The 26955-nt window shown below is 57.6% G+C and carries 26 protein-coding genes and 1 pseudogene; 18 read left to right on the top strand and 9 right to left on the bottom strand.

Annotation, left to right across the window (positions count from 1 at the left end):
* Window positions 1–107: 107 nt before the first annotated feature.
* The gene (locus Q4481_RS10025; RefSeq protein ID WP_304376220.1) at window positions 108–698 is read right to left on the bottom strand and encodes a thymidine kinase; all 591 of its coding nucleotides are present in this window, start codon (window positions 696–698) and stop codon (window positions 108–110) included.
* A 226-nt stretch (window positions 699–924) separates the two neighbouring features.
* On the opposite strand from Q4481_RS10025, the gene Q4481_RS10020 reads away from it, so the two are divergent.
* The 5 genes from Q4481_RS10020 (at window position 925) to Q4481_RS10000 (ending at window position 5119) form a co-directional block, all read left to right on the top strand.
* Window positions 925–1875 (top strand): choline ABC transporter substrate-binding protein, encoded by a 951-nt coding sequence (locus Q4481_RS10020; RefSeq protein WP_377353946.1) that lies wholly within the window; start codon window positions 925–927, stop codon window positions 1873–1875.
* Window positions 1876–1963: 88 nt separating this feature from the next.
* Window positions 1964–2845 (top strand): choline ABC transporter permease subunit, encoded by an 882-nt coding sequence (gene choW, locus Q4481_RS10015; RefSeq protein ID WP_304376571.1) that lies wholly within the window; start codon window positions 1964–1966, stop codon window positions 2843–2845.
* Window positions 2842–3876, top strand: coding sequence for a choline ABC transporter ATP-binding protein (choV, locus tag Q4481_RS10010; protein WP_304376219.1), 1035 nt, complete (start codon window positions 2842–2844; stop codon window positions 3874–3876). Before choW ends, choV begins: the two co-directional genes overlap by 4 nt.
* Window positions 3877–3939: 63 nt before the next feature.
* Complete coding sequence (locus tag Q4481_RS10005; RefSeq protein ID WP_304376218.1) at window positions 3940–4680, top strand: HugZ family pyridoxamine 5'-phosphate oxidase; 741 nt, start codon at window positions 3940–3942, stop codon at window positions 4678–4680.
* 121 nt (window positions 4681–4801) lie between these two features.
* The gene (locus Q4481_RS10000) at window positions 4802–5119 is read left to right on the top strand and encodes an ArsR/SmtB family transcription factor (RefSeq protein WP_304376217.1); all 318 of its coding nucleotides are present in this window, start codon (window positions 4802–4804) and stop codon (window positions 5117–5119) included.
* 72 nt (window positions 5120–5191) lie between these two features.
* Here Q4481_RS10000 and Q4481_RS09995 read toward each other — a convergent pair whose 3' ends face one another.
* The 3 genes from Q4481_RS09995 to Q4481_RS09985 form a co-directional block, all read right to left on the bottom strand.
* A complete protein-coding gene (locus Q4481_RS09995; protein WP_304376216.1) occupies window positions 5192–5899 on the bottom strand; it encodes a helix-turn-helix transcriptional regulator in 708 nt (235 codons plus the stop codon).
* A gap of 142 nt (window positions 5900–6041) precedes the next feature.
* Entirely contained in the window at window positions 6042–6503 is a 462-nt protein-coding gene (locus Q4481_RS09990; protein WP_304376215.1) for an Lrp/AsnC ligand binding domain-containing protein, read from the bottom strand.
* A 27-nt stretch (window positions 6504–6530) separates the two neighbouring features.
* Window positions 6531–7058, bottom strand: coding sequence for a TIGR00645 family protein (locus Q4481_RS09985; RefSeq protein WP_304376214.1), 528 nt, complete (start codon window positions 7056–7058; stop codon window positions 6531–6533).
* Between the two features lie 179 nt (window positions 7059–7237).
* On the opposite strand from Q4481_RS09985, the gene Q4481_RS09980 reads away from it, so the two are divergent.
* From Q4481_RS09980 to Q4481_RS09970, 3 genes are all read left to right on the top strand, one after another.
* Entirely contained in the window at window positions 7238–8161 is a 924-nt protein-coding gene (locus tag Q4481_RS09980) for a bestrophin family protein (protein WP_304376213.1), read from the top strand.
* A 166-nt stretch (window positions 8162–8327) separates the two neighbouring features.
* Entirely contained in the window at window positions 8328–10007 is a 1680-nt protein-coding gene (locus Q4481_RS09975) for a formate--tetrahydrofolate ligase (protein ID WP_304376212.1), read from the top strand.
* Window positions 10008–10227: 220 nt separating this feature from the next.
* Complete coding sequence (locus Q4481_RS09970; RefSeq protein WP_304376211.1) at window positions 10228–11730, top strand: M10 family metallopeptidase C-terminal domain-containing protein; 1503 nt, start codon at window positions 10228–10230, stop codon at window positions 11728–11730.
* A gap of 52 nt (window positions 11731–11782) precedes the next feature.
* Here Q4481_RS09970 and Q4481_RS09965 read toward each other — a convergent pair whose 3' ends face one another.
* Window positions 11783–13651, bottom strand: coding sequence for a methyl-accepting chemotaxis protein (locus Q4481_RS09965; RefSeq protein WP_304376210.1), 1869 nt, complete (start codon window positions 13649–13651; stop codon window positions 11783–11785).
* A 411-nt stretch (window positions 13652–14062) separates the two neighbouring features.
* Between Q4481_RS09965 and Q4481_RS09960 the strand changes: the two genes are divergently transcribed.
* The 3 genes from Q4481_RS09960 to Q4481_RS09950 all read left to right on the top strand — a co-directional run bounded on the left by Q4481_RS09960 (window position 14063) and on the right by Q4481_RS09950 (window position 17567).
* The gene (locus Q4481_RS09960) at window positions 14063–16252 is read left to right on the top strand and encodes an anthranilate synthase (protein WP_304376209.1); all 2190 of its coding nucleotides are present in this window, start codon (window positions 14063–14065) and stop codon (window positions 16250–16252) included.
* Window positions 16253–16459: 207 nt separating this feature from the next.
* Complete coding sequence (locus tag Q4481_RS09955) at window positions 16460–16846, top strand: hypothetical protein (protein WP_304376208.1); 387 nt, start codon at window positions 16460–16462, stop codon at window positions 16844–16846.
* A 151-nt stretch (window positions 16847–16997) separates the two neighbouring features.
* Complete coding sequence (locus Q4481_RS09950) at window positions 16998–17567, top strand: DUF2199 domain-containing protein (RefSeq protein WP_304376207.1); 570 nt, start codon at window positions 16998–17000, stop codon at window positions 17565–17567.
* A gap of 12 nt (window positions 17568–17579) precedes the next feature.
* Here the strand turns inward: Q4481_RS09950 and Q4481_RS09945 are convergent.
* Both Q4481_RS09945 and Q4481_RS09940 read right to left on the bottom strand, forming a co-directional pair.
* Window positions 17580–17753 (bottom strand): annotated as a pseudogene (locus Q4481_RS09945) (helix-turn-helix transcriptional regulator); the annotation flags it as partial.
* Window positions 17754–17871: 118 nt separating this feature from the next.
* Entirely contained in the window at window positions 17872–18585 is a 714-nt protein-coding gene (locus Q4481_RS09940) for a calcium-binding protein (protein ID WP_304376206.1), read from the bottom strand.
* A gap of 500 nt (window positions 18586–19085) precedes the next feature.
* Here Q4481_RS09940 and Q4481_RS09935 point away from each other — a divergent pair, with 500 nt between their 5' ends.
* The gene (locus tag Q4481_RS09935) at window positions 19086–20024 is read left to right on the top strand and encodes a cation diffusion facilitator family transporter (RefSeq protein WP_304376205.1); all 939 of its coding nucleotides are present in this window, start codon (window positions 19086–19088) and stop codon (window positions 20022–20024) included.
* 70 nt (window positions 20025–20094) lie between these two features.
* Here the strand turns inward: Q4481_RS09935 and Q4481_RS09930 are convergent, their stop codons facing one another.
* Window positions 20095–20667 (bottom strand): HupE/UreJ family protein, encoded by a 573-nt coding sequence (locus tag Q4481_RS09930; protein ID WP_304376204.1) that lies wholly within the window; start codon window positions 20665–20667, stop codon window positions 20095–20097.
* 247 nt (window positions 20668–20914) lie between these two features.
* Between Q4481_RS09930 and Q4481_RS09925 the strand changes: the two genes are divergently transcribed.
* The 3 genes from Q4481_RS09925 to Q4481_RS09915 all read left to right on the top strand — a co-directional run bounded on the left by Q4481_RS09925 (window position 20915) and on the right by Q4481_RS09915 (window position 23814).
* Window positions 20915–21505, top strand: a complete 591-nt coding sequence (locus Q4481_RS09925) for an ATP-dependent Clp protease proteolytic subunit (protein WP_304376203.1) — start codon at window positions 20915–20917, stop codon at window positions 21503–21505.
* A 156-nt stretch (window positions 21506–21661) separates the two neighbouring features.
* Window positions 21662–22555, top strand: coding sequence for an alpha/beta hydrolase family protein (locus Q4481_RS09920; RefSeq protein WP_304376202.1), 894 nt, complete (start codon window positions 21662–21664; stop codon window positions 22553–22555).
* A gap of 71 nt (window positions 22556–22626) precedes the next feature.
* Complete coding sequence (locus Q4481_RS09915) at window positions 22627–23814, top strand: benzoate/H(+) symporter BenE family transporter (RefSeq protein ID WP_304376201.1); 1188 nt, start codon at window positions 22627–22629, stop codon at window positions 23812–23814.
* Between the two features lie 39 nt (window positions 23815–23853).
* On the opposite strand, the gene Q4481_RS09910 is transcribed toward Q4481_RS09915, so the two are convergent.
* Window positions 23854–24327, bottom strand: coding sequence for a calcium-binding protein (locus Q4481_RS09910; RefSeq protein ID WP_304376200.1), 474 nt, complete (start codon window positions 24325–24327; stop codon window positions 23854–23856).
* 107 nt (window positions 24328–24434) lie between these two features.
* Between Q4481_RS09910 and Q4481_RS09905 the strand changes: the two genes are divergently transcribed.
* The 3 genes from Q4481_RS09905 to Q4481_RS09895 are packed head-to-tail and all read left to right on the top strand — an operon-like array spanning window position 24435 to window position 26789.
* A complete protein-coding gene (locus Q4481_RS09905; protein ID WP_304376199.1) occupies window positions 24435–24782 on the top strand; it encodes a PepSY domain-containing protein in 348 nt (115 codons plus the stop codon).
* Window positions 24782–25444: a response regulator transcription factor gene (locus tag Q4481_RS09900; RefSeq protein WP_304376198.1), complete on the top strand. Its 663-nt coding sequence runs from the start codon at window positions 24782–24784 to the stop codon at window positions 25442–25444. Before Q4481_RS09905 ends, Q4481_RS09900 begins: the two co-directional genes overlap by 1 nt.
* A gap of 1 nt (window position 25445) precedes the next feature.
* Entirely contained in the window at window positions 25446–26789 is a 1344-nt protein-coding gene (locus Q4481_RS09895) for a sensor histidine kinase (protein WP_304376197.1), read from the top strand.
* Window positions 26790–26955 lie beyond the last annotated feature (166 nt).

Here is a 26955-nt window from a genome sequence, read left to right as displayed (position 1 = left end):
CGCCGGCCAGATGCGAGAGTGCACGATCGCCATTTAGCGTGGCGAACGGGACGCAACATTGTCTTTGATCAAAATAAAGCAAAAAACATGCGCGAATAGACTAATGTTCAGGTCTCTTCGACCGCCTCCATCAGGTCCTGCCAGTGCCGCCGGCAATAGGAGACATATTTCTCGTTGCCGCCGATATCGACCTGGGCGCCCTCGCGGATGATCCGGCCGTTCGAATCAAGGCGTGCGACCATGGTTGCCTTGCGTCCGCAATGGCAGATCGTGCGGACTTCGCGCAGTTCATCGGCAATTGCCAGCAGCTCCTGCGAGCCCGGAAACAGCTTGCCCTGGAAATCCGTCCGAAGCCCATAGGCCATCACCGGTATACCGAGGCGGTCGGCGATGCGTGCAAGCTGCCAGACCTGATCGCGTTCGAGGAACTGGGCCTCATCGACAAAGACGCAGGCGATCGGATCGGCATCATGCATGTCGTTGACAAGCGAAAACAGATCGTCGCCGGGATGAAATGCGATGGCTTCGGCCTCAAGGCCGATGCGGGAGGCGACTTTTCCGAGGCCGGCGCGGTTGTCGAACGAGGCGAGCAGGATCACCGTCTTCATGCCGCGCTCCTGGTAATTATAGGAGGCCTGCATCAGCATGGTGGATTTGCCTGCGTTCATCGCCGCATAGGAGAAATAGAGTTTTGCCATGGTCGGGTTCCGTTGCCGTTCATCCGCTTTTGCGAAAAGACGGCGATTGGTGCCAGATGGCCTGTGCTGAAACCACAGATTTCTTGTTCGCACCTGCGCACAAATCATAGGATAAATCTTTATGCGGCATGGAAACGTCGCTAATCGGATTGTTGGCGACGCCTATCCGCTTGAATGTGTCCGGAAATGGTGCTTGGCTAGGTTATCAAATAAGAGGGAGAACATCATGAAATCCAAAATGCTCCAACTCCTGCTGACCGCGACGGTCTCAGTCTTCGCGGTAACGGGTTTGGCACAGGCTGCCGAACCGGACAGCTGTGCGACGGTTCGCTTCGCCGATGTCGGCTGGTCCGATATTGCGGCCACCACCGGAACAGCTTCCGTCATCCTCAAGGCGCTCGGCTACGAAACAGACGTCAAGGTTCTGTCAGTGCCGGTGACCTACCAGTCGATGGCCAACAAGGATATCGACGTCTTCCTCGGCAACTGGATGCCGACCATGGAAGCCGACCTCAAGCCCTATCGCGAAGCCAAGACCGTGGATGTGGTGCGCGAGAACCTTGAAGGCGCCAAGTATACGCTGACGACCAACGAAGCGGGTGCAGCTCTCGGCATCAAGGATTTTGCCGATATCGCCAAGCACAAGGACGAACTGGAAAACAAGATCTACGGCATCGAGCCGGGCAATGACGGCAACCGTCTCATCCTCGGCATGATCGATGCAGACAAGTTCGGCCTCAAGGGCATGGAACTGGTTGAATCCTCCGAGCAGGGCATGCTGGCGCAGGCCGCCAAGCTCGACAAGGACGGCAAGCCGATCGTCTTCCTCGGCTGGGAACCGCATCCGATGAACGCCAACTTCAAGCTCACCTACCTGACGGGCGGTGACGAAGTGTTCGGTCCGAACCTCGGCGGCGCGACCATCTACACCAACACGCGCGCCGGCTATGTTGGCGAATGCAGCAATGTCGGCACCTTCCTCAAGAACCTCAAGTTCTCGCTGCAGATGGAGAACGAGGTGATGAAGAAGATCCTCGACGACGGCATGGAGCCGGAAGCAGCCGCTTCGGAATGGCTGAAGGCCAACCCGGATGCGATGACCCCGTGGCTTGCCGGTGTGACGACCCGCGACGGTGCTGATGCCGCTGGCGCCGTCAAGGCTGCCCTGGACCTCTGATCAACGCATTACGACGGGCAGCTTTGTGCTGCCCGTTTTGCTTATCGTTGCGTGAGAGGGGAACCGCATGATCACTCCGCATGATCTAATGCCATGGCTGTTCGACGCCAGTAACAAAATCATGATCGGACAAGGGGCTAAAAGCTTCGTCGATTGGTTGACGACGAATCTCAAGTTTCTGTTTGATTTTATTGCAAAGGTACTCAGTGAATCCATTGAGGCCATGCTATTCGTGCTTCAGGCTCCTTATCTGAAGGACCACGCGCTTGAACCGGCCTATCCCTTCTTCATGATGCTGGTGTTTACCGGAATAGCCTATTGGATCCGCCGTTCAATAGGTGTGTCGCTTTTCGTCGCGCTGGGATTGCTGCTGATCTACAATCAGGGATATTGGAAAGAGACGATGGAAACGCTGGCGCTGGTGCTGGCTGCGACCGGCGTTTCCATGGTCGTAGGTGTTCCGATCGGCATTGCCTGTGCGCGTCGCCCCTGGCTCTATTCCATGGTACGGCCGATCCTTGACCTGATGCAGACGATCCCGACCTTCGTCTATCTGATCCCCGCGCTCATTCTCTTCGGCCTCGGCATGGTGCCCGGCCTGATCGCGACGGTGATTTTCGCCATTCCGGCTCCCATCCGGCTGACCCGCCTCGGCATCATTTCGACGCCGCCGTCGCTCGTTGAAGCCGCGCAAGCCTTCGGCGCGACCAAGCGTCAGGTTCTGACCAAGGTGGAACTGCCGTTTGCCATGCCGCAGATCATGGCGGGCCTGACCCAGACGATCATGCTGTCGCTGTCGATGGTGGTGATCGCAGCACTCGTCGGCGCAAACGGTCTTGGCGTGCCGGTGGTTCGCGCGCTCAACACCGTCAATATCGCCAAGGGCTTTGATTCCGGCCTCTGCATCGTCATTCTCGCGATCATTCTCGATCGTATCTTCCGCTCTTCCGACGATGGAGATGTTGCATGACCGCCGTCAAGTTCGACAATGTCTCGATCGTCTTCGGCTCCGGCCCCGAACGGGCGCTTGCCATGGCCGATCAGGGCAAGACGCGCGACGAGATCGGTGCCGCTACCGGCCTGGTGCTGGGCGTCGCCAATGCCTCGCTCGAAATCGAGGAAGGCGAGATCCTGGTTCTGATGGGTCTCTCCGGCTCGGGCAAATCCACGCTCCTGCGGGCCGTGAATGCACTTGCGCCGGTCGTGCGCGGCGACGTGCAGGTTTACGACAAGGGCAAGGCGATCAATCCCTACAAATGCAGCTCCGAGGAGTTGCGGCAACTGCGCATGAATACCGTTTCGATGGTGTTCCAGCAGTTCGCACTGCTACCCTGGCGCACGGTCGCCGAGAATGTCGGTTTCGGGCTCGAGCTCGCCGGTGTTCCGGAAGCAGAACGCAAGAAACGGGTCGGCGAGCAGTTGGAGTTGGTCAACCTGTCGAAATGGGCTGATCGAAAGGTTCAGGAACTGTCCGGCGGCATGCAGCAGCGTGTCGGCCTTGCCCGTGCCTTTGCCACCGGCGCGCCGATCCTTTTGATGGACGAGCCGTTTTCCGCACTCGATCCGCTCATCCGCACGCGCCTTCAGGACGAACTGCTGGAATTCCAGCGGCGCCTCAAGAAGACGATCCTGTTCGTCAGCCACGATCTCGACGAAGCCTTCCGCATCGGCAATCGCATTGCCATCATGGAAGGGGGACGCATCGTGCAATGTGGAACTCCGCAGGACATCGTGCGCAATCCGGCCGACCAGTATGTCGCTGACTTCGTTCAAAACATGAATCCGATCAACATGCTGACGGCTTCCGATGTCATGCGACCGGGGACGGACAACAGTGTCAGCGTATCGGGAACCGCAACGCCGGACACCAGTCTGGTGACCATCCTCGATGTGATGGCACGCCAGCCCGGTGTGGTGGGCGTGGTGGACAATGGCGCAGTCATTGGCGTCATTACAGCGCAGGATATCGTTGCGGGATTGACGCGCCACCGCCGCGTCTGATTGGAATTGCGCGACAAGCGGCAGGCATGGATCATGGCTGCCGCCCCTCGGGGACCATGCGCAATGACTGAAAAACCGGAACTTATCCGCCCAACCGACGATCAGGCCCGCACCCTCGCCAGAACATTGGCGCGCGGGGCGCGTTTTGCGGCGATCGCGGTCATCGACCCCGAAAGCGGTGCGCCCCTCTCCAGTCGGGTTCTCGTGGCAACCGATATCGATGCCACGCCTGTCATTCTGATTTCGCGACTGGCGCAGCATACGCAGGCACTGCTTGCCGATCCGCGCTGCTGCCTGTTGCTTGGCGAACCGCAAAAAGGTGACCCGCTGGCTTGGCCGAGGCTCAGCCTCCAGGGGAGGGCAGAGCGAGTCGAATCCGATAGCGAATCACATTCCTGTGTTCGGCGACGGTTTCTGAGACGGCACCCAAAAGCCAAGCTTTATGCCGATTTTCCCGACTTCGCCTTCTTCCGGATCATGCCGGAAGGCGCCAGTTTGAACGGAGGATTCGGAAAAGCCTATAAAATTTCAGCGGAAGATCTGATCATCCGTTCGAATTTGACGCCCATACTACTTTCGCATGAGTTGCAAGTTATTGCTAATATTTGCGCGCTTGGCGAGAATGTTCCCAATCAACTCGCGCGTCATTTTTTTAAAGGAAAAACAGGCGATTGGGAGATAAGTGGACTGGATGCCGAAGGTATGGAGCTCGCGCAAAACGAGAGTCTAATCAGAATTGAAACCGAAAAGCGTCCTGAGGATTTAAACGGCCTGATTGCCGTATATTCCGAACTGCTTACATAAGTACGCTAAATTTAGTAATATACAGAAACAGTTTCCTTTGCTTATGTTTTTCCATTCTGTTTCAAGCTGCTGCACGCTTGTTGGGCAGGCGTGCAAGAACGAGGGGCGAAAGATATTTCATATGAACACTCATGTAGTCTCGGAAAACTCGAATGCTGCCGCGGCACTTTTGTCGGCAATGGCCAACCCTAAAAGGCTCCTGATCCTCTGCAATCTCGTGAATGGAGAGGTGCCGGTCGGCGTTCTGGCCAATCAGGTCGGTCTCAGCCAATCGGCATTGTCTCAGCATCTCTCCAAGCTGCGCGCGCAAAAGCTTGTGCGCACGCGTCGTGATGCCCAGACCATCTATTATTCCAGCAATGCGTCTCAGGTTCTCGAACTTCTGCGCGCGCTGGAATCGATTTACGGTGAAACCGGGCTGAGCAAGTCGGCAGCTTGAAACCTTCGTCTGGGTCCGACAGGATGTTGCGTCGGATCCATGACATTGGTCTTGCCGCCTGGTGCGGCAGGATCAGCTAATAAGACGCATCCGCAATGCTTTGGCGACGAGTTGTGTCCGGTTGGTGCAATCAAGCTTCCGGATCGCATTGTTGAGGTAGGCGTTGACCGTATGTTCCGAAAGGCCGACGATCCGGCTGATTTCCGAAGTTGTTTTCCCCATTGCAGTCCACCGCAACGATTCAAGTTCGCGCTCTGTGAGTCCGACGGGGTTGGCCGTCATCGGAAAGCGCTTGCGATCGTAGGAATCGAAGAATCGCATGGTCAGTGCGACGAGATCGTTCAGCGAACGGCGCGAGAGTTTCGGAGCAACGCCATCAAACCGGGCGATATGGCGTGAGCCGTCCAGCGATGTCAGCGGCAGAAGTGTGGTCGCGCGAAGTCCGGTATCGAGATAGTGCTGCAAGACAGGATTGACAGTTTGAGACAGCCTGGCGTGATGTTCCGCCAGTTGATCAAGAGCCCAATAGCTCGGCAGAATGGTGCCGCGCGCCGCCTCGTAGAGGGGGCATTTGCTGACATCGCCCAAGCTGTCGCACCGCTCGAAGAAATCGCGCGTTAACTCGCTTTCGAGAATGAGTTCGGCCACGGTATGGTCGGTGCGCGACGGCAGCTTCAACAACGTGGCCGCCTTGAAACCAAACTCGGCACTGACCCGGAAAAACGCCGCGACAAGAGTCTCCTTGCACGACGCGCTTTCAATAGCGTCGTAAAGCGGCATGAGGAAACCTCTCAAAACAAGGAAGGACCATGTCCATCCGGCATTGCGCTAATATATCAGTCCTATTCAAAAGGACTTGAGCGCGCAATTCAATTTTTGTTTCCGGGTGCGCTCCATTTCCGCACACCGCGCGACGAGGTGGTCAGATGGGCAGGCGTGATGCCGACTTCACTTCCTCCATGACAGCATAGGTATGGGTTTCGCGTACACCGGGAAGGGGCAGGATCACTTCGCTGAGAAACTGGCGGTAAGCCTCCATGCCGGCCACCCGCGCCTTGACCAGATAGTCGAAGCCGCCTGCCACCATATGGCACTCCATCACGGCGGGACTGCGTCGCACAGCCGTCGCGAAGGCTTCGAATACGTCGGGGGTGGTGCGGTCGAGCTTGACCTCGACGAACACGAGAAGATTGAGCCCGAGCGACGCAGGCGAAACGAGCGCCATGTAACCGGTAATGAACCCGTCACGGGTCAGCCGCTTGACACGTTCGGAGGTTGCCGTGGGAGACAGGGCCACCTTTTCCGCCAGTTCGGCATTTGTCAAACGTCCGTCGAACTGCAGCAGATTGAGGATTTTTCGATCGATCTTGTCGAGATCCTTCATGCGTCATGCTCCGGTGCGATTTCCACTCTAATGCTCGCCGTCGTCCTTGCCGGTCGTCGATTTCAAACCCGACATGATCCGTTCGAGGAAGCCAAGCATCAACGCGGAGATAACGAAGGCAAGATGGATCAACGTCAACAGGATGAGCTTCATGTTGTCGTACTGGCCGGAATTGAGGAATACCTGCAGCAGATGGATCGAGGAGATGGCCACGATGGAGGATGCGACCTTGATCTTGAGGCTGCCCGAGTCGAGCTTGCCGAGAAATGAGACCTCGGCATCGTCTTCATCGAAGCGGCTGACGAAGTTTTCGTAGCCGGAGATCATCACCATCACGATCAGGCTGGCAACAAGTGCGGCATCGATCAATCCCAGCATGGCGAGGATCATCTCGGCCTCGGTGTAATCGACCACATGGGTCACCACCTTCAGGAACTTGAAAATGAACGAGACGCCGTAGACGAGCAGCGCAGCGGCCAGGCCGATGTAAAAGAGGACGAGGATCCAGCGGCTGGCCAGAAGGATACGTTCGATTGTCAGTTCAATCGCTTTCATTGCTTCCTGTCTCCGGAGATATTTCAGTTTCCATAGAAAGGCGCGCTCGCGAGCGCAACAAGATTCCGCGCTCAAGGGCGTATAGAGGCAGTATTGTTGCAGCAGCATGTCGCCCCGGGAATGGTGCCGGGCATTTACAAGCGATAGAGCTGGATCAATTGCCGTCCATCGAGGTCCCCATGATCATACGACCACGACCGCCCCTCTGGAAACTGTTCTTCATTCTCAAAGGGTCGATCATCCCCGATATCGTGGGCCAGCTCGTTGGCGTCAGTATTCTTTCCCTCCTGGTGGTGGCGGCCCATCACCATTGGCCCGATTGGGTGCCTTCCATCAATGGCGCGCCCTTCGCGCTGGTCGGCATCGCCCTGTCGATCTTTCTCGGGTTTCGCAACAATGCCTGCTACGACCGCTGGTGGGAGGCGCGCCGCCAATGGGGGGAGCTGATTGCGGTGTCCCGGCATTTCGCCCGCCAGACCCTCGTTCTTGACGGGATCCCTGACGGGCTGTCGGTTCGAAGCGATCTTGTCCGTCTTACGATTGCCTTTTCGCACGCGCTGAGAGGACAATTGCGGGCAGGAGGGCCAGATGGCGACAGGTGGCGTTCCTTCATACCGGACCGCTTCAAGACAGAGGTCGCCGGGATGCGCCGACCCACGGATGCCTGCCTGCGGATGATTTCCGGCGAACTGGCCCGCCTGCGCGCCGAGGGTACCTTATCCGATATTCTCTACCAGTCGCTCGACCAATCGGTCGGTCGCATGGGGCTGGTGCAAGCGGCCTGCGAACGCATCGCCAATACGCCGGTGCCATTCGCCTATACGCTTCTGCTTCACCGCACGGCCTATCTCTTCTGCGTGCTGTTGCCGTTCGGCTTTCAGGATTCGCTCGGCTGGTTTACACCGGTTGCCAGCGCCATCGTCGCCTATGCCTTCTTTGGTCTTGATGCCTTGAGTGAACATCTCGAAACACCGTTCGAGACGAATCCGAACGGGTTGGCGTTGCAGGCGATGACGAAAATGATCGAGAATAACCTTCGCGAGAGCCTCGGCGAGAAAGATGTCGATCCGCTGCCATTGCCGCAGGACTTTCTTCTCATGTGAAGAGGCTATTCATCGTCGATGTCGCATTTTGTCCAGTTCGCGACAAAACAGGCGCTGCATGCGGATCGATGATCAGGCTCATATCGTTACAGGCCGGCTTTTTGACTGAGCGAAATCCAGCGTGTTCAGGAATTGCCGAATGTCAAAATGTTCAGGGAGGAAGTCAATGGCAGAAGTCAAATCCGATATCGAGATCGCTCGCGCGGCTAAAAAGAAGAATATCATGGAAATCGGCGCCAAGCTGGGCATCGGTTCCGATCATCTTCTTCCCTATGGCCATGACAAGGCAAAAATCTCGGCCGAATTCATTGCCCAGCAGCAGTCGCGTCCCAACGGTCGCCTGGTTCTGGTGACCGCGATCAACCCGACGCCAGCCGGCGAAGGAAAGACCACGACCACCGTCGGTCTTGGCGATGGCCTCAACCGCATTGGCAAGAAGGCCGTTGTCTGCATCCGCGAAGCCTCGCTCGGCCCCTGCTTCGGCGTCAAGGGTGGCGCTGCCGGCGGCGGTTACGCCCAGGTCGTGCCGATGGAGGACATGAACCTCCATTTCACCGGCGACTTTCACGCCATCACCTCTGCCCACAATCTGCTTGCCGCTCTGATCGACAACCATATCTACTGGGGCAACGAACAGAATATCGATATCCGCCGCATCGCCTGGCGCCGCGTCATGGACATGAACGACCGCGCATTGCGTGAAATCGTCTGTTCGCTGGGCGGCGTTGCCAACGGCTATCCGCGCGAAGCCGGCTTCGACATCACGGTCGCGTCGGAAGTGATGGCGATCCTCTGCCTGTCGATGGACCTCAAGGATCTCGAAAAGCGTCTCGGCAACATCATCATCGGCTACCGCCGCGACAAGAGCCCGGTTTTCGCCCGCGACATCAAGGCCGATGGTGCCATGACCGTGCTGCTGAAGGATGCGATGCAGCCGAACCTCGTGCAGACGCTCGAGAATAATCCGGCCTTCGTGCATGGCGGTCCGTTCGCCAATATCGCGCATGGCTGCAACTCCGTCGTGGCGACGACCACCGCGCTGAAACTTGCCGACTATGTCGTCACCGAAGCCGGTTTCGGCGCCGATCTGGGTGCTGAAAAATTCTTCGATATAAAGTGCCGCAAGGCGGGCCTGAAGCCTGATGTGGCTGTCATCGTCGCCACCGCGCGTGCGATGAAAATGAACGGTGGCGTCAAGAAGGACGACCTTGGTCAGGAAAACATCGAAGCCGTCAAGAAGGGCTGCGCCAACCTGGGCCGCCACATCCAGAACGTCAAGAAGTTCGGCGTTCCGGTGGTGGTCGGCATCAACCATTTCGTCTCTGATACCGAAGGCGAGATCCAGGCGATCAAGGACTATGTCGCAACCCTCGGCGCCGAAGCCGTTCTTTGCAAGCATTGGGCGCAGGGTTCCGCCGGCATTGAGGAGCTCGCCAACAAAGTCGTCCAGCTCGCCGAATCCGGCCAGTCGCAGTTTGCGCCGCTCTATCCGGATGACATGCCGTTGTTCCAGAAGATCGAAACCATCGCCAAGTCGATCTACCATGCCGGCGAAGTGATCGCAGACAAGTCCGTCCGCGACCAGCTCAAGGCCTGGGAAGATCAAGGTTATGGCAATCTGCCGATCTGCATGGCCAAGACGCAATATTCCTTCTCGACCGATCCGAACCTGCGTGGTGCCCCCTCGGGCCACACCGTTCCGGTTCGCGAAGTGCGCCTGTCCGCAGGTGCCGGCTTCATCGTCGTCATCACCGGTGAGATCATGACCATGCCTGGCTTGCCCAAGTCGCCATCGTCGGAGCGGATTTTCCTTAACGACATGGGGCAGATCGAAGGTCTGTTCTGATTTGCGTCGTAATACCAAGCGTCGGTTCCTATCATCGGCGCTTGGAATAAATCGGGGGCGTTGCCGGTGTTTCGCCCCCGAATGATCTGAATATCGGAGCTTTCCAAAACGTTTCTTCTTCGACCGGCGGGAATGCGGGGGTTCTTGCTTGTTTTATTGGCGCAGGCAAGATGCATCCGATGATTCTTGCTGCTCATATCTTCGAAGAGAAAGTACTTCCATGGCTCAATTGACAACGAAGGACCTGAATACGGGTTCTATCCCCCAGAGCGGGGTGAAGCTGCTGAATGCCATCACGGCAAACAAGATCTGGGGAGAGACCAGTCTCCAGTACGGTTTTGGCACCCAAAGTGCGCTGACGCTCGACACAGAGTTTGCGGCCATGTTCAAGGCCATTTTCGGTAACGGCGCCAAGCCCGATGCAACATTCGCGTTCGCGACTTTGTCTGAACGTGCCTATGGCATGATCGATTCCGTCAGCCAGCTGGATTTCTCCTTCACGAGCAATGTCAACCAAGTCGATTTCGTTCTGACCAGCACGGATGACCGGCCGGATTCCACCACGGAAGGTTTCTTCCAGTTTCCCGGTAACGCCATGCACGGCGCGGGCAATGCCTGGTCGATCGGCGCCTTCAACAGCGCGCTTTCGCAGATGACGGCAACGCCCGAGAAGGGCGGCGGGGAGTATGCCAACTGGACCGTCATCCATGAGATTGGTCATAGCCTTGGCCTCAAGCATACACACCAGGAGAAAACCGGCATACCGCCCTTGCCGGAAGTCGGCCAATACATGGACAACGAGATGTACTCTGTCATGTCCTATAAGGGGGCTTCGGACGGGGTTAAGTACGGTCACGCCGTGTCGATGATGGCGCTTGATGTTGCCGCGCTCCAGGGGCTTTACGGCAAGGAAGCCTATGCCGAAGGCAAATCCTTCTATACGCTGATGGACGCCAAGGGTGGAAATCTGCAGCTTGATGAGGGCGATGTCATGATCGGCCGCGCTTATTACTGCATCTGGGATTCCGGTGGGGAGGACACGATCCAGTATTCGGGTTCAGGCAAATCGTCGATCATCAATCTCAATGATGCGACGCTCAATACGGCAGGGATCAGCGCGGATTTGAAGGCACTCTTTGCCCAGCTCAAGGCTGTCGATCTGGTTTCCTATTTCGACAAAGATCTGAAAGCAGGCATATTTGATCAGTGGCATCACGCCGGTGGCTTCTTCTCGCAGGTTCTGGATTTCTCGAACAAGAAACTTCACGCGATCGATGGTGGCTTCTCGATTGCGCATGGTGCCGTGATCGAAAATGCGGTTGGTGGCTTCGGTGCCGATTTCCTCATCGGCAATGAGCAGGACAATATGCTGATTGGCGTGGGCGGTGACGATACTCTGCTGGGTTCGTCCGGACGTGATGAACTCGTTGGCGGGGCCGGCGAGGACTGGCTGGATGGCGGCTTCGGCAATGACGCTCTGACCGGCGGCAACGGCGGAGACTTTTTCATGTTCTATGCCGGCGGCGGGACGGATACGATCATCGACTTCACGCATGCCGATTACATCGATGTCAGCAGACTCTCCGGCATCGATACATACAACGAGCTCAAGTCCAGAATGAGCAATGTCGATGGCGATCTCGTGATCAAGGTCGGCACCGCACAGATCGTGGTGGATGGATTCCAGATCAACGATATGCAGAAGGGTGATTTCCTGTTCTGAGAGAACAGGCAAAGCCAGCGCCGCTTGTCGCGGCGCTGGCTGTTCATGAAGATCAGGCAGCTCGATAACCCATATCAGCATTGCGACGCAGTTGCTGGGTGCGGCTGCGTTCATCGTCCGTATCGCGCGGCCGATTACGCCGGTTGAGCTGGAAGCGGTTGACGAGATCGGTCAACTGGCCTGCATTGTCGGCGAGTGCATGGGTGGCGGCGGCGGATTCTTCCACCATGGCTGCATTCTGCTGGGTGATCTGGTCCATCTGGTTGACGGCCGAGGTGACTTCCGAAAGGCCCGTCGCTTGCTCTTCCGTCGCATGCGCCATCGCTTCGACATCGGAAGTGATATCGGTGATATATTTCTCGATCTTGTTGAGCGCCTCGCCGGTATTGCGGACGAGATGCACGCCGCCCGATACTTCCTCGTTCGACTTGGCAATGAGGCTGCTGATTTCCTTTGCTGCATGGGCGGAGCGCTGGGCGAGCTCACGCACTTCCTGGGCAACGACGGCAAAACCCTTGCCGGCTTCACCAGCACGCGCCGCTTCAACGCCGGCATTGAGAGCAAGCAGGTTGGTCTGGAAGGCGATCTCGTCGATCACGGTCGTGATGGTGCCGATCTGGCGCGAGGCATGCTCGATCCGCTCCATCGCGGCGACGGCGTTCTGGACGACATTGGTCGAGGCGATGACATCGCGACGGACATCCTGCGCCCGGTTCCGCGTTACATTTGCCCGCTCGGCGGAGTTCTTGACATTGACCGAGATCTCTTCAAGCGCCGCTGCAGTCTCTTCAAGGGCTGCCGCCTGCTGTTCGGTGCGCTTGGACAGTTGATCCGCGGAGGATTTCATTTCGCCGCACGAGCGGTTGATTTCGAAAGCCTTGTCTAGAACCTGTGTCAGGGCCTGCTGGAAAGTCGAGATCGATGTGTTGAAGTCCCGGCGGAGAACTTCGAATTCGCCTTCGAAAGGTTCATCGAGCGTCATGCGAATGTTGCATTGAGACAGGCGTTCGAGACCGGCGCCGAGTTCCTTTACGACCTTTTCGAGGGCTGCAGCCTGGCGGTTCTTCTCATCGAGCCGCAGGTTGCGTTCGGCATCGGTGAGAGCCGATTGCTGGCGGTTGGCTTCCTCGAGCTCGATCTTTTCCAGGCCAGCCTGACGGAAGATGTTCACGGAAGCGGCCATCTCGCCGATTTCATCCTGACGGCTGACATAGGGCACGGCTTCCGAATAGTCGCCGGCCGCGAGCTTCTTCATGTAGGCGGACATGCGCTGGATGGCCACGACGGCGCGGCGGTGGGCAAAGGTGACACCGATGATCAACAGGACAATGGCGACGACCGACATGAGCATAGCCATGCGCTTGAAGAATATGGCCGTCACATTGCCTTCGTCCTCGGCGGCGGCAAGCTCCGTATTTGCCATCTTCACCAAGGTTTCGACGGAAGCCTTCTGAGCCCTGTAGAGGCCGCGCAGATCCATGAGATGGGCGCGAAGATCGGCCGCATCCCCATTTTTCGCGGCAGGAATGAAGTCCGTACGCAGAGCGTTGAAGAATGTCTCGGTTGCGGGAATCAGGTTATCAGTAAGATAGCGCTTGAACTCCGGCGAAAGCGTGGATTTGTCCCAATAGGCAATCCGGCCGCGGTACTCCTGTTCGAGTTCCTCCATGCGCTTGATGTGGCTTGTGGCGAGCGAAGGGTCTTCGGTCAGCTCGTTGGCAAGCATGTAGGTCTCGACGATGAACATGGGCGGCGGAAGGATATCAGCGACGAGATCCTTGCCGTTGACGATACGCTCATAATACGGACCGTTGATCTTGAGTTGTTCGAGTGCGAAAGTCATGACGCCGACTGCGGCAAGGAAGCCGACCATTACGATGGCGCCGAACATGGTGATGCTGCGAGCAATCGTCAATTTCATTGAACTGTTACCCCTGGTCTGAATACTTGATTTCTGGTTGTGTGTTGTTGTTTTCGGGTGGGAAAATTCAGTTTTGGTTGAATTTCCGTTATTGTTTCATGCGAAAATTATCAGGTAATTAAAAACTAAAAAAAATTTGAAGTTTATACGAAAGTTGTATTTTGTCATGAAATCGGAATCGGACTGTCGCCCTTGCAGGAGGTGCCGAGATTTCCCGCTTGCAACGGCCAAAACGCCGCGATAAGAGAAACGTCATGAACACGTCTTCGATCATGAACATCTGGTGGTGGGCCCGCTAAAATCGCGGCCTCGACCAGTCATGTGACAAGACAAGTGACGAAGCCGCCCCAACCGAGGCGGCTTTTTTCTTGTTTGGCCAAATCGGGGAACGGGCCACAACGGAGAGACTTCATGGGAACGCGGATACTGGAAGACGGAAGCGAGCAATATGTCACCAAGGGAGGCGTGACGGTTTCCCGCTCTCGCCGGGCGGTCGACTATTCGGATGCCCTTTCCTCCTATGTTGACCGGCTGGACGAGCGGCGTGGAGCTGTATTGTCGTCCAACTACGAATATCCGGGCCGCTACACGCGCTGGGATGTCGCGATCGCCGATCCGCCTGTGGGCATCTCCTCCTTTGGCCGCGATATGTGGCTCGAGGCCTATAACGAACGCGGCGAAGTGCTTCTCGACATCCTTCAGGCGCATCTTTCCGGTGTCGAGGATGTCGAACTCGGTCAACGCCAGGGGCGCAGGCTCGATCTCAAGGTTAGCAAGCCCAACCGGGTGTTCACCGAAGAAGAACGGTCCAAGATCCCGACAGTCTTCACCGTGCTCCGGGCCATTACGGGCCTTTTCCATTCGGCGGAAGACTCGCAGATCGGCCTCTATGGCGCTTTCGGCTACGATCTCGCCTTCCAGTTCGATGCCATTGACCTCAAGCTCGAACGTCCGGCGGACCAGCGCGACATGGTGCTGTTCCTTCCCGACGAAATCCTGGTCGTCGACAATTATTCTGCCAGCGCCTGGATCGATCGCTACGAGTTCGAGAAGGATGGCGCCACCACGCTGGGCAAGCAGGGCGACATCGTGCCCGAGCCGTTCAAGCCGACGGCGACCATTCCTCCGCGTGGCGATCATCGCCCAGGCGAATATGCCAACCTTGTCGTCAAGGCCAAGGAAAGCTTCCGGCGCGGTGACCTGTTCGAAGTGGTGCCGGGTCAGAAATTCATGGAACGCTGCGACAGCAAGCCGTCCGAGATTTCCCGCCGGCTCAAGGCCGTCAATCCGTCGCCCTATTCCTTCTTCATCAATCTCGGCAATCAGGAATATCTGATCGGTGCTTCGCCGGAAATGTTCGTTCGCGTATCGGGTCGTCGCATCGAAACCTGCCCGATTTCGGGTACGATCAAGCGCGGCGAAGATGCGATCTCGGATTCCGAACAGATCCTGAAGCTTTTAAATTCCAAGAAGGATGAGTCCGAACTCACCATGTGTTCGGACGTTGATCGCAACGACAAGAGCCGTGTCTGCGAACCGGGCTCGGTCAAGGTCATCGGCCGCCGCCAGATTGAAATGTATTCACGTCTGATCCATACGGTCGACCATATCGAGGGTCGCTTGCGTCCCGACATGGATGCGTTTGACGGTTTCCTCAGCCATGCCTGGGCCGTCACCGTCACCGGGGCGCCGAAGCTCTGGGCTATGCGATTCATCGAGGCGCATGAAAAGAGCCCGCGCGTCTGGTATGGCGGCGCCATCGGCTGGGTCGGCTTCAACGGCGATATGAATACGGGTCTGACGCTTCGCACCATCCGCGTCAAGGATGGCATTGCCGAGGTGCGGGCCGGGGCCACGCTGCTTTATGATTCCATTCCTGAAGAGGAGGAGGCCGAAACCGAACTCAAGGCTTCGGCGATGATTGCCGCCATCCGGGATGCCAGATCGGGGAATTCGTCCATGACCAAGCGCGACGTTGCCAAGGTGGGCGAGGGGGTCAATATCCTGCTCGTCGATCATGAGGATTCGTTCGTCCACACGCTCGCCAACTATTTCCGCCAGACCGGCGCCACCGTGACCACGGTTCGCACGCCGGTGCCGGAAGAGGTGTTCGACAAGATGAACCCGGATCTCTTGGTGCTGTCGCCCGGACCCGGTTCGCCGTCGGATTTCGATTGCAAGGCAACGATCAAGAAGGCACGGGCGCGGCAATTGCCGATCTTCGGCGTCTGCCTGGGGCTGCAGGCGCTCGCCGAAGCCTATGGCGGCGAGTTACGGCAACTGGCGATCCCGATGCATGGCAAGCCGTCCAGGATCCGCGTTCTCGAACCGGGTGTGGTCTTCTCGGGTCTCGGCAAGGAAGTGACGGTCGGCCGCTACCATTCGATCTTCGCCGATCCGGCAACGCTCAGCCGTGATTTCATCATCACCGCCGAAAGCGAAGACGGCACCATCATGGGCATCGAGCATGCCAAGGAACCGGTGGCCGCGGTGCAGTTCCATCCCGAGTCGATCATGACGCTGGGTTCGGATGCCGGCATGCGGATGATCGAGAATGTCGTGGCCCATCTCGCCAAACGTTCGAAGGTGAAGGCCGCTTGATGCGGCCAATCTCCGCAACTTAGAACGCGACAGGTCCTGAAACGACAAGCTCCTCAGCCGATGCGGTTTTCGCAAAGGTTGGGGAGCAATGCCTTGTGATCCTATCTAGGCTGTACAAAGACGTAGCCGTATGGGAAGCCTACCTCAGATTGCTGTGGTTTGAATGAGGTTGTTTCGGTGCGTTTCGGATATTTGATCGTTTTCGGCTTGTTCGTTTCATTACATTGGGCGGTGCAGGCTGAGGCATCCTGCGGCAATACCGGCACCCTCGCGACTGCACGCTCTTCGTTGCGTCAGGTTCTCGTCGCCCGTGGACTGGAAAAGAAGGAACGTGATTTTCTTCTCTCCGGCATCGATCGTCGTCTCGCCGAAATCCATGACAAGGATCTGAACGCACAAGGTGCCGGTTGTGGCATCAAGGCCGTTCGGGCTCTGGTTCTGAGTTGCATTCGCGAGACGCTGCCGCCATTTCCGCCGGCGAAGACGGTGAACAAGACGCTTTGGGGCCGCAAAGGCCTATCGAGCGGGGCGGCTGTCGTTATCGCCATGACCCATGCATGCAAGGCCAGTGCGATGGACGCGTTCGGGAGATAGGGGCGCACGTGCGTGGCGGTATGCAGATGATCGAGTATGTGGTGGCCCATCTCGCCAAACGTTTAAGGTGAGGGCTGCTTGAACGCAATGAATGTCCCTGCGAGTGCGTCGTTATCACGGTGCACCCGCGCTACCAGAGGAGGGAGACGAGGTGTTCTGGAACCGACGAAAATCTTTCTCCTATGTCTGCGGTTGCTGTGGCAGGACCGTAACTGGCTCGCCGTCGTTCAGCATTGGATTGCCGCCATTTTTCGGCCACCTGTCCGACGAAGAGGTCGAATGCCGGGTTCATTTCGACGATGATCTCTGCCATGTCCGGCAAACGCCTGGTACGATCTCAGACGACGATGTCTTTGCTATTCGAGCCCTGTTGGAAATTCCCATTCACGGGGTAGACGAGCCGTTCTCGTGGAGCGTCTGGGTGACCCAATCCAGACAAAACTTTTGTGACTACGTCGAGACAGCGGGCACGGACCAATCCGGCACCATGACATTCGGGTGGCTGCCCATCACGCTGCCGGGATATCGTCGGACAGGCGACGGCGAACCGGTCGAGAGCCTCGCCTGCGATGTGCAATGGCAAAAAGAAGGACTGCGACCCGTGATCACGCTGCACGAGTGCGATCATCCACTGTTTCTTGATCAGAGGAATGGTATGACGTGGAAGCGGGCGATCGAGATTGCCGAGCCGCTCAACCGTCGGGCGCATGGTCGAGATTGAGGAGTTATGTTCTCAGATCATCTGCAACGCTGCGCGCGGCTGGATCGTCGCGAGTTCCACGTTGATCTCTCGCCGGCGCTGCATCAGGTCATGATCGTTCTGCAGCCCTAGAAAGAAGCCTTCGCTGATGCCGAAATAGCGCGACAGCCGCAGATCGGTGTCGGCGGTGATCGCGCGCTTTCCCAGCGGCCATGGCAATCAACCCATTCAAGTCGCCAGCCGGTTGTTTGTAAATCTTGATCCGAACTCGATGGGTCAAATCGCCGCCGTTCCTGCCATGATCGAGGCTGAGCCCCATGCTCGGCTAGCCAAACATAAAGTCACCTCTTTCAAGGTTAGACAGCCGCACCTCATCTAGCCTGATTGTATCTCCATCTGCCAAGTTAATGAGAAGGAAACCGTCTTTCCGCGTTATGTGGTTATCTATAAGATCGTTGAAATTTTTGATTTCGGTTCGGAATTCCAAATTGACAACATCGTGGTCGTTGCCGAAGGCGTCAAAATCGAAAATTCTGTCATTGCCTGAGTTATTGAAAAACTTGAACTCATCGCCGCCTTCGCCGCCCCACATCTTGTCATTGCCTGCGCCGCCATAGAGAGAATCCTGCCCAGCGTTACCATAGAGACTGTCGGCTCCTGCGAAGCCGTCCAGGCGGTCATCGAATGACGAACCCCTAATGGTGTCATTTCCTCTGAAGATGACGGCAATGAGCGCATCATCGTCATCCTGACCTTCCGTAAGGCCAGCCTGATACATCGCCTTGGCGCTGTAGTTAAGGTCTTTCATTATATAGGGCTTTTCGCCACCAGAACTGAAAGTGCAACCCGTAATCGTGCCGCTCTTCAGAACGCCGCTGGCGTCGTACCAGAAATTCGTTCCGTAGAAGGTGTCGATATTGCCGCTGGAATAAACAACATCAAACTTCGTCGCGCTTCCATTGTAATCGCTACCACGGAAAAAACTTGAAAAATCAAAGTTAAACACATTAAATGCTTTAGTTGCGGTAACGACTGACACTTTTTATCCTCTCCTTTTTCATTTTTTCTCGAATTATATTAAATCGAATTTTTACAAAATACAATATATAAATCTATATAATTACAGTGGGATCTATTTTGAATATCTATTTCTATAATAAATATATTTTTCAGTTTTTATAATATATAAGGATTGTATCTCTGAGTTAATATTCAATTTAACGTCCGGTTTCTCGCGCAAATTACACCTTTTAAACGATGGGTTCGGTTTCAATTTTTGCAATGTGCGCCATTGCATAATCTTATCTTTTTTAACAAAAAAATACGTCGAACTTTCGCTAGACCGCGCTTTCCGGTAGATCAGCTCGCCGTTGATGGACGTTGCCTTTATGTTTCGATTTTCCGGCGTGCCGATTGACGGCTGAGGTGTTTTTCGGCATAGGAGTTTAAGAAGACAAACCGCGCGAACGTTCCCTCGTTCGCGCGGTTTGTCGTTTTGAAACATGCACTTGCTAATCATTCGCAATCGCGGGGCTGGCCATGGAAAAGTCAATCATCCTTGTACGCAGGCTGGCCTTCTGGGGCATGCCGCTGTCGCTTGGCGTCATGGGGCTGAAGCTCATGGCCTGGTATGTTACCGGCTCGGTGGCGCTCCTGTCGGATGCGCTGGAATCGACGGTCAACGTGGTTGCCGCCGTACTCGCCTATTCGATGGTCAGCTACGCCGCCAAGCCTGCCGATGACGATCATCCTTTCGGCCACCACAAGGCGGAGTATTTCTCTGCCGTCATCGAAGGTGTGCTCATCATGGTCGCTGCGATCATGATTGTTCAGGAAGCGGTGCCGCATCTCTGGCAGTCCGAACTGCCGGATGCACCGGCGCTGGGCCTATCGATCAACCTGCTTGCCGGCGTGATCAATGCCATCTGGGCGACCATACTGGTTCGGGTCGGTCGTTCGCATCGTTCGCCAGCTTTGGTGGCGGATGGCAAACATATCTATTCCGATGTCGTGACCTCGGTCGGCGTACTGATCGGGCTTCTGCTGGCGCTCGCCACCGGTTACGCCATTCTCGATCCGATCATGGCGATCGTGGTGGCGATGAACATTCTCTGGGAGGGCTGGAAAGTCATCTCCCAGTCTGTCGCCGGCCTGATGGACAAGGCGGTGACACCGGAAGAAGAGAAGCTCATCAAGGATGCGATCGCCACCCACGCGACGGGCGCTCTAAACGTTCATCACCTGCGCTCGCGGCAAGCGGGACGGGCAACCTTCATTGCCTTCGATATGGTGGTGCCGTCCAACATGACGGTCGCGGAAGCGCACGACATCTGTGACCGGCTGGAAATGGCGATCCAGGAAGCCCATCCGGGCTCGCAATGCACGATCCATATCGAGCCCGAAGGGGAGAAGGCGCACGGCGTCCGCATCAAGATGCAGAAACGGGCGCCTGATAGCGGGCCGCTGTTTCTGGCCTGATAACCAGCGCGAGATGCAAAAGGCCGGCGCTGGGCCGGCCTTGAATAGCAAGCGTGATGGCCGTGTGGGATCAGCCAAACGCAATGGCGGCGCCGCCAAGCACGGTGAGGGCGCCGAGGATGCGGGTGACGACGCCACCGAAACGAGTCGCCGACATGCCGATGGCCACACCGGTCGCATGAAGGAGCGCTGTCGAAAGCATGAAGCCGACGCCGAACTGCATCGCGGTTGCGGAACCGAGTTCACCACCATGGGCATGGCCGTGGAAGAGCGCGAAGGCTGCGACGATGACAGCGCTCGCAATTGCCGGGATCTTGACGGCGAGAGCGACAAGCAGGCCCAGGCCGATGACAGAGGCGAGGATCGCCGGCTCGACGTAGGGGAGGTGAACCCCGCCGACGGCGAGCAAAAAGCCCGCGCCCATCATGATCACGAATGCTGCCGGAACGCCGAAGCGGGCCTTGCCGCCCAGTTGCGCGGCCCAGAGGCCAACTGCGACCATCGCCAGGACATGATCAGCACCGGCGAAAGGATGAAGAAGGCCGGACAAGACAGAGCCATGATCCGCTGGGTTGATGTTGGCGAAGGCCGGCATGGCGGTTGTCGCCAGGGCGGCGATGGACAAGGACAGGCGCTTGAACATGAGATCCCCTTCAGAATATTCCATTCGATGAATGGCCCACTATCGCCGAGCCTATCCAACCTGTCCATACGCTGTTTGCCGCAATGCAACAGAAATAGGATGTCGGTTTTCTGACGCGGAAAGGGTGTGCAAGCTCTGCAAACTTTACCGGCAATTCACCGGTTTCCCTTATTTCGCGTTTGTTGCATTGTCATTGCATGTGAGTCGCCCTATTTCAGGGCTTGAGATCGCAAATCTGGAGAAATGAATGCTCGACGACGAAGACGACGACAAGGAAAAGAAACCCGAAGCGCCGATGGGCAAGGACATTGAGTCGAACCTTTTCAAGTCGCGTTCGATCTTCATCTATGGCGGGATCACGCAGGAACTGGCTCACAAGGTCTGCGCCCAGCTCGTAGCCTTTGCTGCGGCAAGCGACGACGATATCCGTATCTTCGTCAATTCTCCGGGCGGCCATGTGGAATCGGGCGATTCGATCCACGACATGATCAGGTTCATCAAGCCGAAGGTCTGGATCATCGGCACAGGCTGGGTCGCCTCTGCCGGCGCGCTGATCTATGTCAGCGTTCCCAAGGAGCGCCGCCTCTGCCTGCCGAACACGCGTTTCCTTTTGCACCAACCGTCGGGCGGCACCCGCGGCATGGCCTCGGACATCGAAATCCAGGCCCGTGAAATCCTGCGCATGAACGATCGCCTCAACCTGATCTTCGCCGAGGCCACCGGCCAGCCGGTCGAAAAGATCGCCAAGGATACCGATCGCGACTATTGGCTCTCCGCCCAGGAAGCCAAGGATTATGGTCTGGTTTCGCGGATCATTTCGTCGCAGGCCGACATCTGATCGAAGCGACTGCAATTGCCTGAGGTCCGCGGTGAAAGCCGCGGATCTTTTCATTTCATGCAAGTCGTTTGACTTGGATTGCGCAAGTGCACCGCTTGTATGCGCCGCAAAATCCGCCTAGCATTTCTGAAGTTGACGTGCAGATGCGGAGTTTTCATGATTGTCCTGGCACCATCCACCAGCGGTTCCTTCCTTCGCTTGCTTGGAAAGAGCCTGCCGAAACTTGGCGGTTTGCTGTTCGCGAGCCTCATGTTCACCCTGCCGGCCAAGGCGGCAGACCAGTCCCTGGTTCTCGAAGGTGGTATCGCTGCCACCCTGAACATGCCCGACCATGTCGATCCCGTACCTGCGGTGCTGATGCTGCATGGCTTTGGCAGTTCGCGCAACGAGGTCGGCGACATGTACAAGCATGCGGCCGCAGCCCTCGCCCAGAAGGGGATCGCCTCGCTCAGGATCGATTTCGCCGGTTTCGGCAAGAGCGACGGCGATACCGGTATGACGACGGTGGATTCGCAACTCGCCCAGGCCAAAGCCGCACTCGATGTCCTGATGAAGACTGATGGCATCGATCCGAAACGTATCGGCGTTCTCGGTTTCAGCCTTGGCGGTGGCGTCGGGACCTTGCTGGCGTCTGACCGCGCGGCCGACGTGAAATCGCTCGTGACCTGGTCATCGGTGGGGGATTTCCAGAGCGATTTCCTCGCCTCGCTTGGCCAGAAGGCGTTCGATCGCGCCAAGGAAGATGGTGTCGTTGGGCTCGATCTCGGATGGCGGACCATCGTGCTCAAGCAGGATTTCTTCGACAGCCTGCAGAACCGCAAGATCGACGATGCGATTGCCTCCTATCCGGGCGCCTATCTGACGATTACCGGCGCCAAGGATTTTTCCGCCGCCTATTCCGACCGGTTCATCGGCCTGTCCAAGAGCCAGACCAAGGAAGCGCTGGTGATTCCGGATGGCGACCATATTTTCGGTGTGCTGAGTGCCGACCAGAGCATGGCCAATTCGGTGATCATGAAGACTGCCGAGTGGTTTGCGAAAACGCTCTGAGGTTGATATTGGTTTGACTACGACTGGCGGCTCTTGGGCCGCCACATTTTTTTCGGTTTGGGCGGGGACCCATGTTTAAGGATTTTTCCATCCAGAGCCTGATCATGGGGCTTCTGGTCGCTTTCGTCGGGTTTGCCGGGTCTTTTGCCGTTGTCCTCCAGGGGCTGCACGGTGTTGGAGCCACGGATGCCGAGGCCGCCTCCGGCCTGATGGCGCTCTCGATTGCCATGGGTGTTTGCGGACTGCTTCTGTCGGTGTGGAAGAAGATGCCAATTTCGGTCGCCTGGTCGACGCCCGGTGGCGCCTTTCTGGCATCGTCCGGTGTGCCGGAGGGCGGCTTTAGCGTTGCCGTTGGTGCTTTCCTCGTCTGCAGCCTTCTGATCGTCGTCGCTGGTCTCTTCAAGCCGCTCAGCAAGGCGGTTGCCAATATTCCTCCGGCGCTTGCCAATGCCATGCTGGCCGGGGTTCTGGTTGGCCTCTGCTTCGCCCCCGTCAAGGCGGTCGCCTTCAATCCGGTCTGGGGGCTTGCCATTGTCGTGGCCTATTTCGCGGCCGGCGCCATCAATCGGCTGGCTGCAACGCCGGCGGCGCTCGGCGCTTTCGTGCTGGTGATCCTCTTCGGCGTCCAGATCCCGGAAGGCGCGATGGCCGAGGTGGCGGCCCGTGCGGTGCCGCATCCGGTCTGGGTCATGCCATCCTTCTCGCTCGCAACCGTGATCTCGATTGCGGTGCCGCTCTTCATCATCACCATGGCATCGCAGAACATCACCGGAATCGCGGTGCTCAAGGTCAACGGCTACACACCCAATCCGGGGCCGGTCTTCACCATCACCGGCCTGTTCTCACTTCTGAGCGCGCCTTTCGGCGGCCATGGGGTCAATCTGGCGGCGATCACGGCTGCGATGTGTGCCGGCGAGGATGCGCATGCCGATCCGGCGCGCCGTTATTGGGCGGCCATCGTTGCCGGCATCGCCTATGTGGTGCTGGGCCTCTTTGCGGGCGGGGTGACCGCTTTCGTGGCACTCGCACCGAAGATCCTCATCGAAGCCGTGGCCGGATTGGCGCTGATCGGCGCCTTTTCCGGCTCGCTGCTTGGTGCCTTCCGGGAAGCCGAGACGCGAGAAGCGGCGGCTGTAACCTTCATCGTCGCGGCTTCCGGTGTTTCGTTTGCCGGTGTCTCGGGAGCCTTCTGGGGCCTTCTTGCCGGTGGTGCTGTCATGGCAATCGCGCGTTTGGCAGCCGGATTGCGCCGCGGATAGGACCCGCGCAGTTGCGCGCGGGCCACTTGCTGGTCGCGATCAGATGAAGTCGAAATCGGATGCCTTGAGATCGGAAAGACGGGTGTCGTCGAGCCGGAGCTCGTGCTTGCCGAAATCGATCAGCACATCCTCACCGCCATCGACCTGACGGGCGAGCGCCATCAGTTCGTCAAACGTATCGACGCCGAGCGATGTCGAAATCTGGACCGTATCGTCGGCGGAAAAATCGTCGATCTCCGTTATGCCGGTGCGGAAGATGAAGGTGTCGGCGCCGAGGCCGCCCTCGAGATCATTGCGACCGCTGCCGCCATCGAGAACATCGTTTCCGGCATCGCCTTCGAGATCGTCGTTGCCTGCACCGCCATAAAGGCGATCATCGCCTGCGCCGCCCTCAAGATCGTCGTTGCCGGCAAATCCATACAGGCGATCATTGCCGGCGAGACCGTGGATCTCATCGGCCTGCGATGTACCGTCGAGACGATTGTTGTTCTTGTTGCCAGTGATACGAGCCATTGGTCACTCCTTTGGTTGCGAATGGCCCTTTCTGGCATCCGACGCCTTTTGCCTCGCTTTCAGCCAATGTCAGTCAAATGAAAGTTTCGCTGTGGTAAGGAAAGGTCATGCCAAGATTCCGAAACCCGATAGCGCTGGCGGCCCTCGTTCTGCTGGCAAGCCTGATCGCCATTCCTGCGGTCGATGCCCAGGACGACGAAACCGTCGAGGATCCTTCCTCGACCCTTTTGCATGACGAGGCGCGCCAGGCGTTGAAATCCGGCCTCGTGCTGCCGCTCGACCAGATCCTTGCAAAGATACGCAGCGATTTTCCCGGTGACATTATCGAAATCGAGTTCGAAAAGGACCGGGGACAGTATATCTATGAGATCGAGATTATTCGTCCGGATGGTCGGGTGATTGAAGTCAAGGTCGATGCCAAGACCATCGAGGTTCTCGAAGTGGAAGACGATTGATGCGGCTGCTGCTTGCCGAGGATGACAGAAAGATCGCCGGCGATATCGCAAATGCGCTCACGCAGGCCGGATATGCGCCGGACGTGGTTCACGACGGCGAGGAAGCCTGGTTTCTGGGCGATACCGAGGATTATGATCTCATCATCCTCGATATCGGCCTGCCGCAACTGGATGGACTGACCATCATCAAGCGCTGGCGGCAGAATGATCGCCATATGCCGGTGCTGATGCTGACGGCGCGGGCCAGCTGGGCGGAGCGCGTGGAGGGCATCGATGCCGGAGCCGACGACTATCTGCCGAAACCGTTCCAGTTCGAGGAACTGATCGCCCGTGTCCGCGCGCTGATCCGGCGTTCGGTCGGCATCGGTTCAGCGGTGATTGCTGTGGGTCCGCTGAGCATCGATCCGCGCAGCATGCGGGTCAGCCTCAACGGCATTCCGCAATCGCTGACACCGCTCGAATATCGGCTCGTGAGCTATCTCGGTCATCATCAGGGGCGGATTGTTCCCCCAACGGAACTGCAAAGCCATGTTTATGGCGACGATTTTTCGCGTGATGCCAACGCGCTGGAAGTGCTGATCACGCGGCTGCGCAAAAAGCTCGGGGCGGAAACGGTCGGAAACCGCCGAGGCTTTGGCTACTATATCGGGCAAGAGCCCTGACATGGTCTGGCGCGGCAATTCGCTCCGTTTGCGGCTGTCGGTGGCCGGGCTCATGCTCTTGCTTGTTGCCTGCATCATCAGCTTTTTCGGGCTGTCGTTGCTGTTCGAGCGCCATGTCGAACGGCGGCTGACCCAGGAGCTCGAAGTCGATCTGGGCCAGATCATCGCCAAACTCGAGCGCAATCCGTCCGGTCGGCTGGTGCTGGCCGGTCAACCGGTCGATAGCCGATTTGCCGCGCCTCTGTCCGGCCTCTACTGGCAGATCGAGAGCGGAGACGAGGTGCTGCGGTCGCGATCGCTCTGGGATGGGGAACTCGAAATTCCGGCACTCGAACCGGGTTCGTCGGTGGTGCGCTATGTCGATGGGCCGGGTGAGCGGCCCGTTTTCATGGTTGCACGCGAACTGGCCGGCGGGGTGCGTCTCGGGGATCGGCCGGTGCTCGTCGCCGTGGCCATCGACCGGGCCGAAATCGATCGGGCAAAAACGGAGTTCCGGTCCGATCTTGCCCCCTTTCTCACAGTCCTCGGCATCATTCTCCTGGTGGCCAACTTCATGCAGATCCAGCTGGGGCTCATGCCTCTGGCGAGTGTTAAGCAAAGGATCGCCGAAATCCGCTCCGGTCGGGCCCGGCGCATGGATGGCGCCTATCCGATGGAAATCCTTCCATTGACCGAGGAGGTCGACGGACTGCTGGCCTCACGCGAGGCGCAGCTGATCAAGGCACGCAAGCAGGCGGCTGATCTGGCGCATGGGCTGAAGACGCCTCTGCAGGCGCTGGCCGGCGATGTCGAACGGTTGAAGGCGGAAGGAAAGCCGGAATTGGCACGCGAGGTGGGGCTTTCGATCACCGCCATGCGCCGGCATGTCGACCACCAGCTGGCGCGGGCACGGCTTGCAGAACGCGGGCAGGCCAAGCCGGTTGCAATTCTTACCGTCGTCGAACGGGTGATCGCCGTTCTCGAACGCACACCGCGCGGCCAGATGCTCGACTGGACAATCGATGTGGCGGCCGATCTTCAGGTCCGGATCGAGGCGGACGATCTCGCCGAACTCATGGGCAACCTTATGGAAAATGCCGTGCGCTATGCGTCTGGTGGTGTCGCCATCACGGCCGAGCGGGATGGGAACCATGTCTGGTTTCGCATTACGGATGATGGTCCCGGTATTCCTGCCGACAAGATCGAGACAATCACCCGAAGAGGCGAGCGGCTCGACCAGTCGAGCGGCGGGGCCGGGCTTGGCCTTTCGATCGTCGAGGAAATCGTCAACACTCATGGCGGCACGCTTGCCTTCGAGAACGCCAATCCCGGCCTATCGGTGACGGTTCGCCTGCCATCGACTTGAAAACCGCTTGCGATGACGAAATGTCATGTTATAAGCGCAACCATGATCAGAAACGCGACACATTCTTTCTTGACCGGATTCGGCATCGCTGCCGAAGGTCGGGTCGCGTCTGCAAACTCGCTTCTTCTTCTTAGCCTTACTCGCGGTTGCCGGGTCTGCTGAGGAG

The sequence above is a fragment of the Fluviirhizobium alvei genome, from assembly GCF_030551875.1.
In the GTDB taxonomy this organism is placed as follows: Bacteria; Pseudomonadota; Alphaproteobacteria; order Rhizobiales; family Rhizobiaceae; genus Rhizobium_E; species Rhizobium_E alvei.
The sequence above is the reverse complement of the archived record's forward strand: the minus strand, read 5'-3'. Positions and strand labels throughout refer to the sequence as shown.

Bases quoted from the DNA above. Each gene is read 5' to 3' on its own strand.
- Q4481_RS10025 (WP_304376220.1), bottom strand. From the start codon at position 698: ATGGCAAAACTCTATTTCTCCTATGCGGCGATGAACGCAGGCAAATCC.
- Q4481_RS10020 (WP_377353946.1), top strand. From the start codon at position 925: ATGAAATCCAAAATGCTCCAACTCCTGCTGACCGCGACGGTCTCAGTC.
- choW (WP_304376571.1), top strand. From the start codon at position 1,964: ATGCCATGGCTGTTCGACGCCAGTAACAAAATCATGATCGGACAAGGG.
- choV (WP_304376219.1), top strand. From the start codon at position 2,842: ATGACCGCCGTCAAGTTCGACAATGTCTCGATCGTCTTCGGCTCCGGC.
- Q4481_RS10005 (WP_304376218.1), top strand. From the start codon at position 3,940: ATGACTGAAAAACCGGAACTTATCCGCCCAACCGACGATCAGGCCCGC.
- Q4481_RS10000 (WP_304376217.1), top strand. From the start codon at position 4,802: ATGAACACTCATGTAGTCTCGGAAAACTCGAATGCTGCCGCGGCACTT.
- Q4481_RS09995 (WP_304376216.1), bottom strand. From the start codon at position 5,899: ATGCCGCTTTACGACGCTATTGAAAGCGCGTCGTGCAAGGAGACTCTT.
- Q4481_RS09990 (WP_304376215.1), bottom strand. From the start codon at position 6,503: ATGAAGGATCTCGACAAGATCGATCGAAAAATCCTCAATCTGCTGCAG.
- Q4481_RS09985 (WP_304376214.1), bottom strand. From the start codon at position 7,058: ATGAAAGCGATTGAACTGACAATCGAACGTATCCTTCTGGCCAGCCGC.
- Q4481_RS09980 (WP_304376213.1), top strand. From the start codon at position 7,238: ATGATCATACGACCACGACCGCCCCTCTGGAAACTGTTCTTCATTCTC.
- Q4481_RS09975 (WP_304376212.1), top strand. From the start codon at position 8,328: ATGGCAGAAGTCAAATCCGATATCGAGATCGCTCGCGCGGCTAAAAAG.
- Q4481_RS09970 (WP_304376211.1), top strand. From the start codon at position 10,228: ATGGCTCAATTGACAACGAAGGACCTGAATACGGGTTCTATCCCCCAG.
- Q4481_RS09965 (WP_304376210.1), bottom strand. From the start codon at position 13,651: ATGAAATTGACGATTGCTCGCAGCATCACCATGTTCGGCGCCATCGTA.
- Q4481_RS09960 (WP_304376209.1), top strand. From the start codon at position 14,063: ATGGGAACGCGGATACTGGAAGACGGAAGCGAGCAATATGTCACCAAG.
- Q4481_RS09935 (WP_304376205.1), top strand. From the start codon at position 19,086: ATGGAAAAGTCAATCATCCTTGTACGCAGGCTGGCCTTCTGGGGCATG.
- Q4481_RS09930 (WP_304376204.1), bottom strand. From the start codon at position 20,667: ATGTTCAAGCGCCTGTCCTTGTCCATCGCCGCCCTGGCGACAACCGCC.
- Q4481_RS09925 (WP_304376203.1), top strand. From the start codon at position 20,915: ATGCTCGACGACGAAGACGACGACAAGGAAAAGAAACCCGAAGCGCCG.
- Q4481_RS09920 (WP_304376202.1), top strand. From the start codon at position 21,662: ATGATTGTCCTGGCACCATCCACCAGCGGTTCCTTCCTTCGCTTGCTT.
- Q4481_RS09915 (WP_304376201.1), top strand. From the start codon at position 22,627: ATGTTTAAGGATTTTTCCATCCAGAGCCTGATCATGGGGCTTCTGGTC.
- Q4481_RS09910 (WP_304376200.1), bottom strand. From the start codon at position 24,327: ATGGCTCGTATCACTGGCAACAAGAACAACAATCGTCTCGACGGTACA.
- Q4481_RS09905 (WP_304376199.1), top strand. From the start codon at position 24,435: ATGCCAAGATTCCGAAACCCGATAGCGCTGGCGGCCCTCGTTCTGCTG.
- Q4481_RS09900 (WP_304376198.1), top strand. From the start codon at position 24,782: ATGCGGCTGCTGCTTGCCGAGGATGACAGAAAGATCGCCGGCGATATC.
- Q4481_RS09895 (WP_304376197.1), top strand. From the start codon at position 25,446: ATGGTCTGGCGCGGCAATTCGCTCCGTTTGCGGCTGTCGGTGGCCGGG.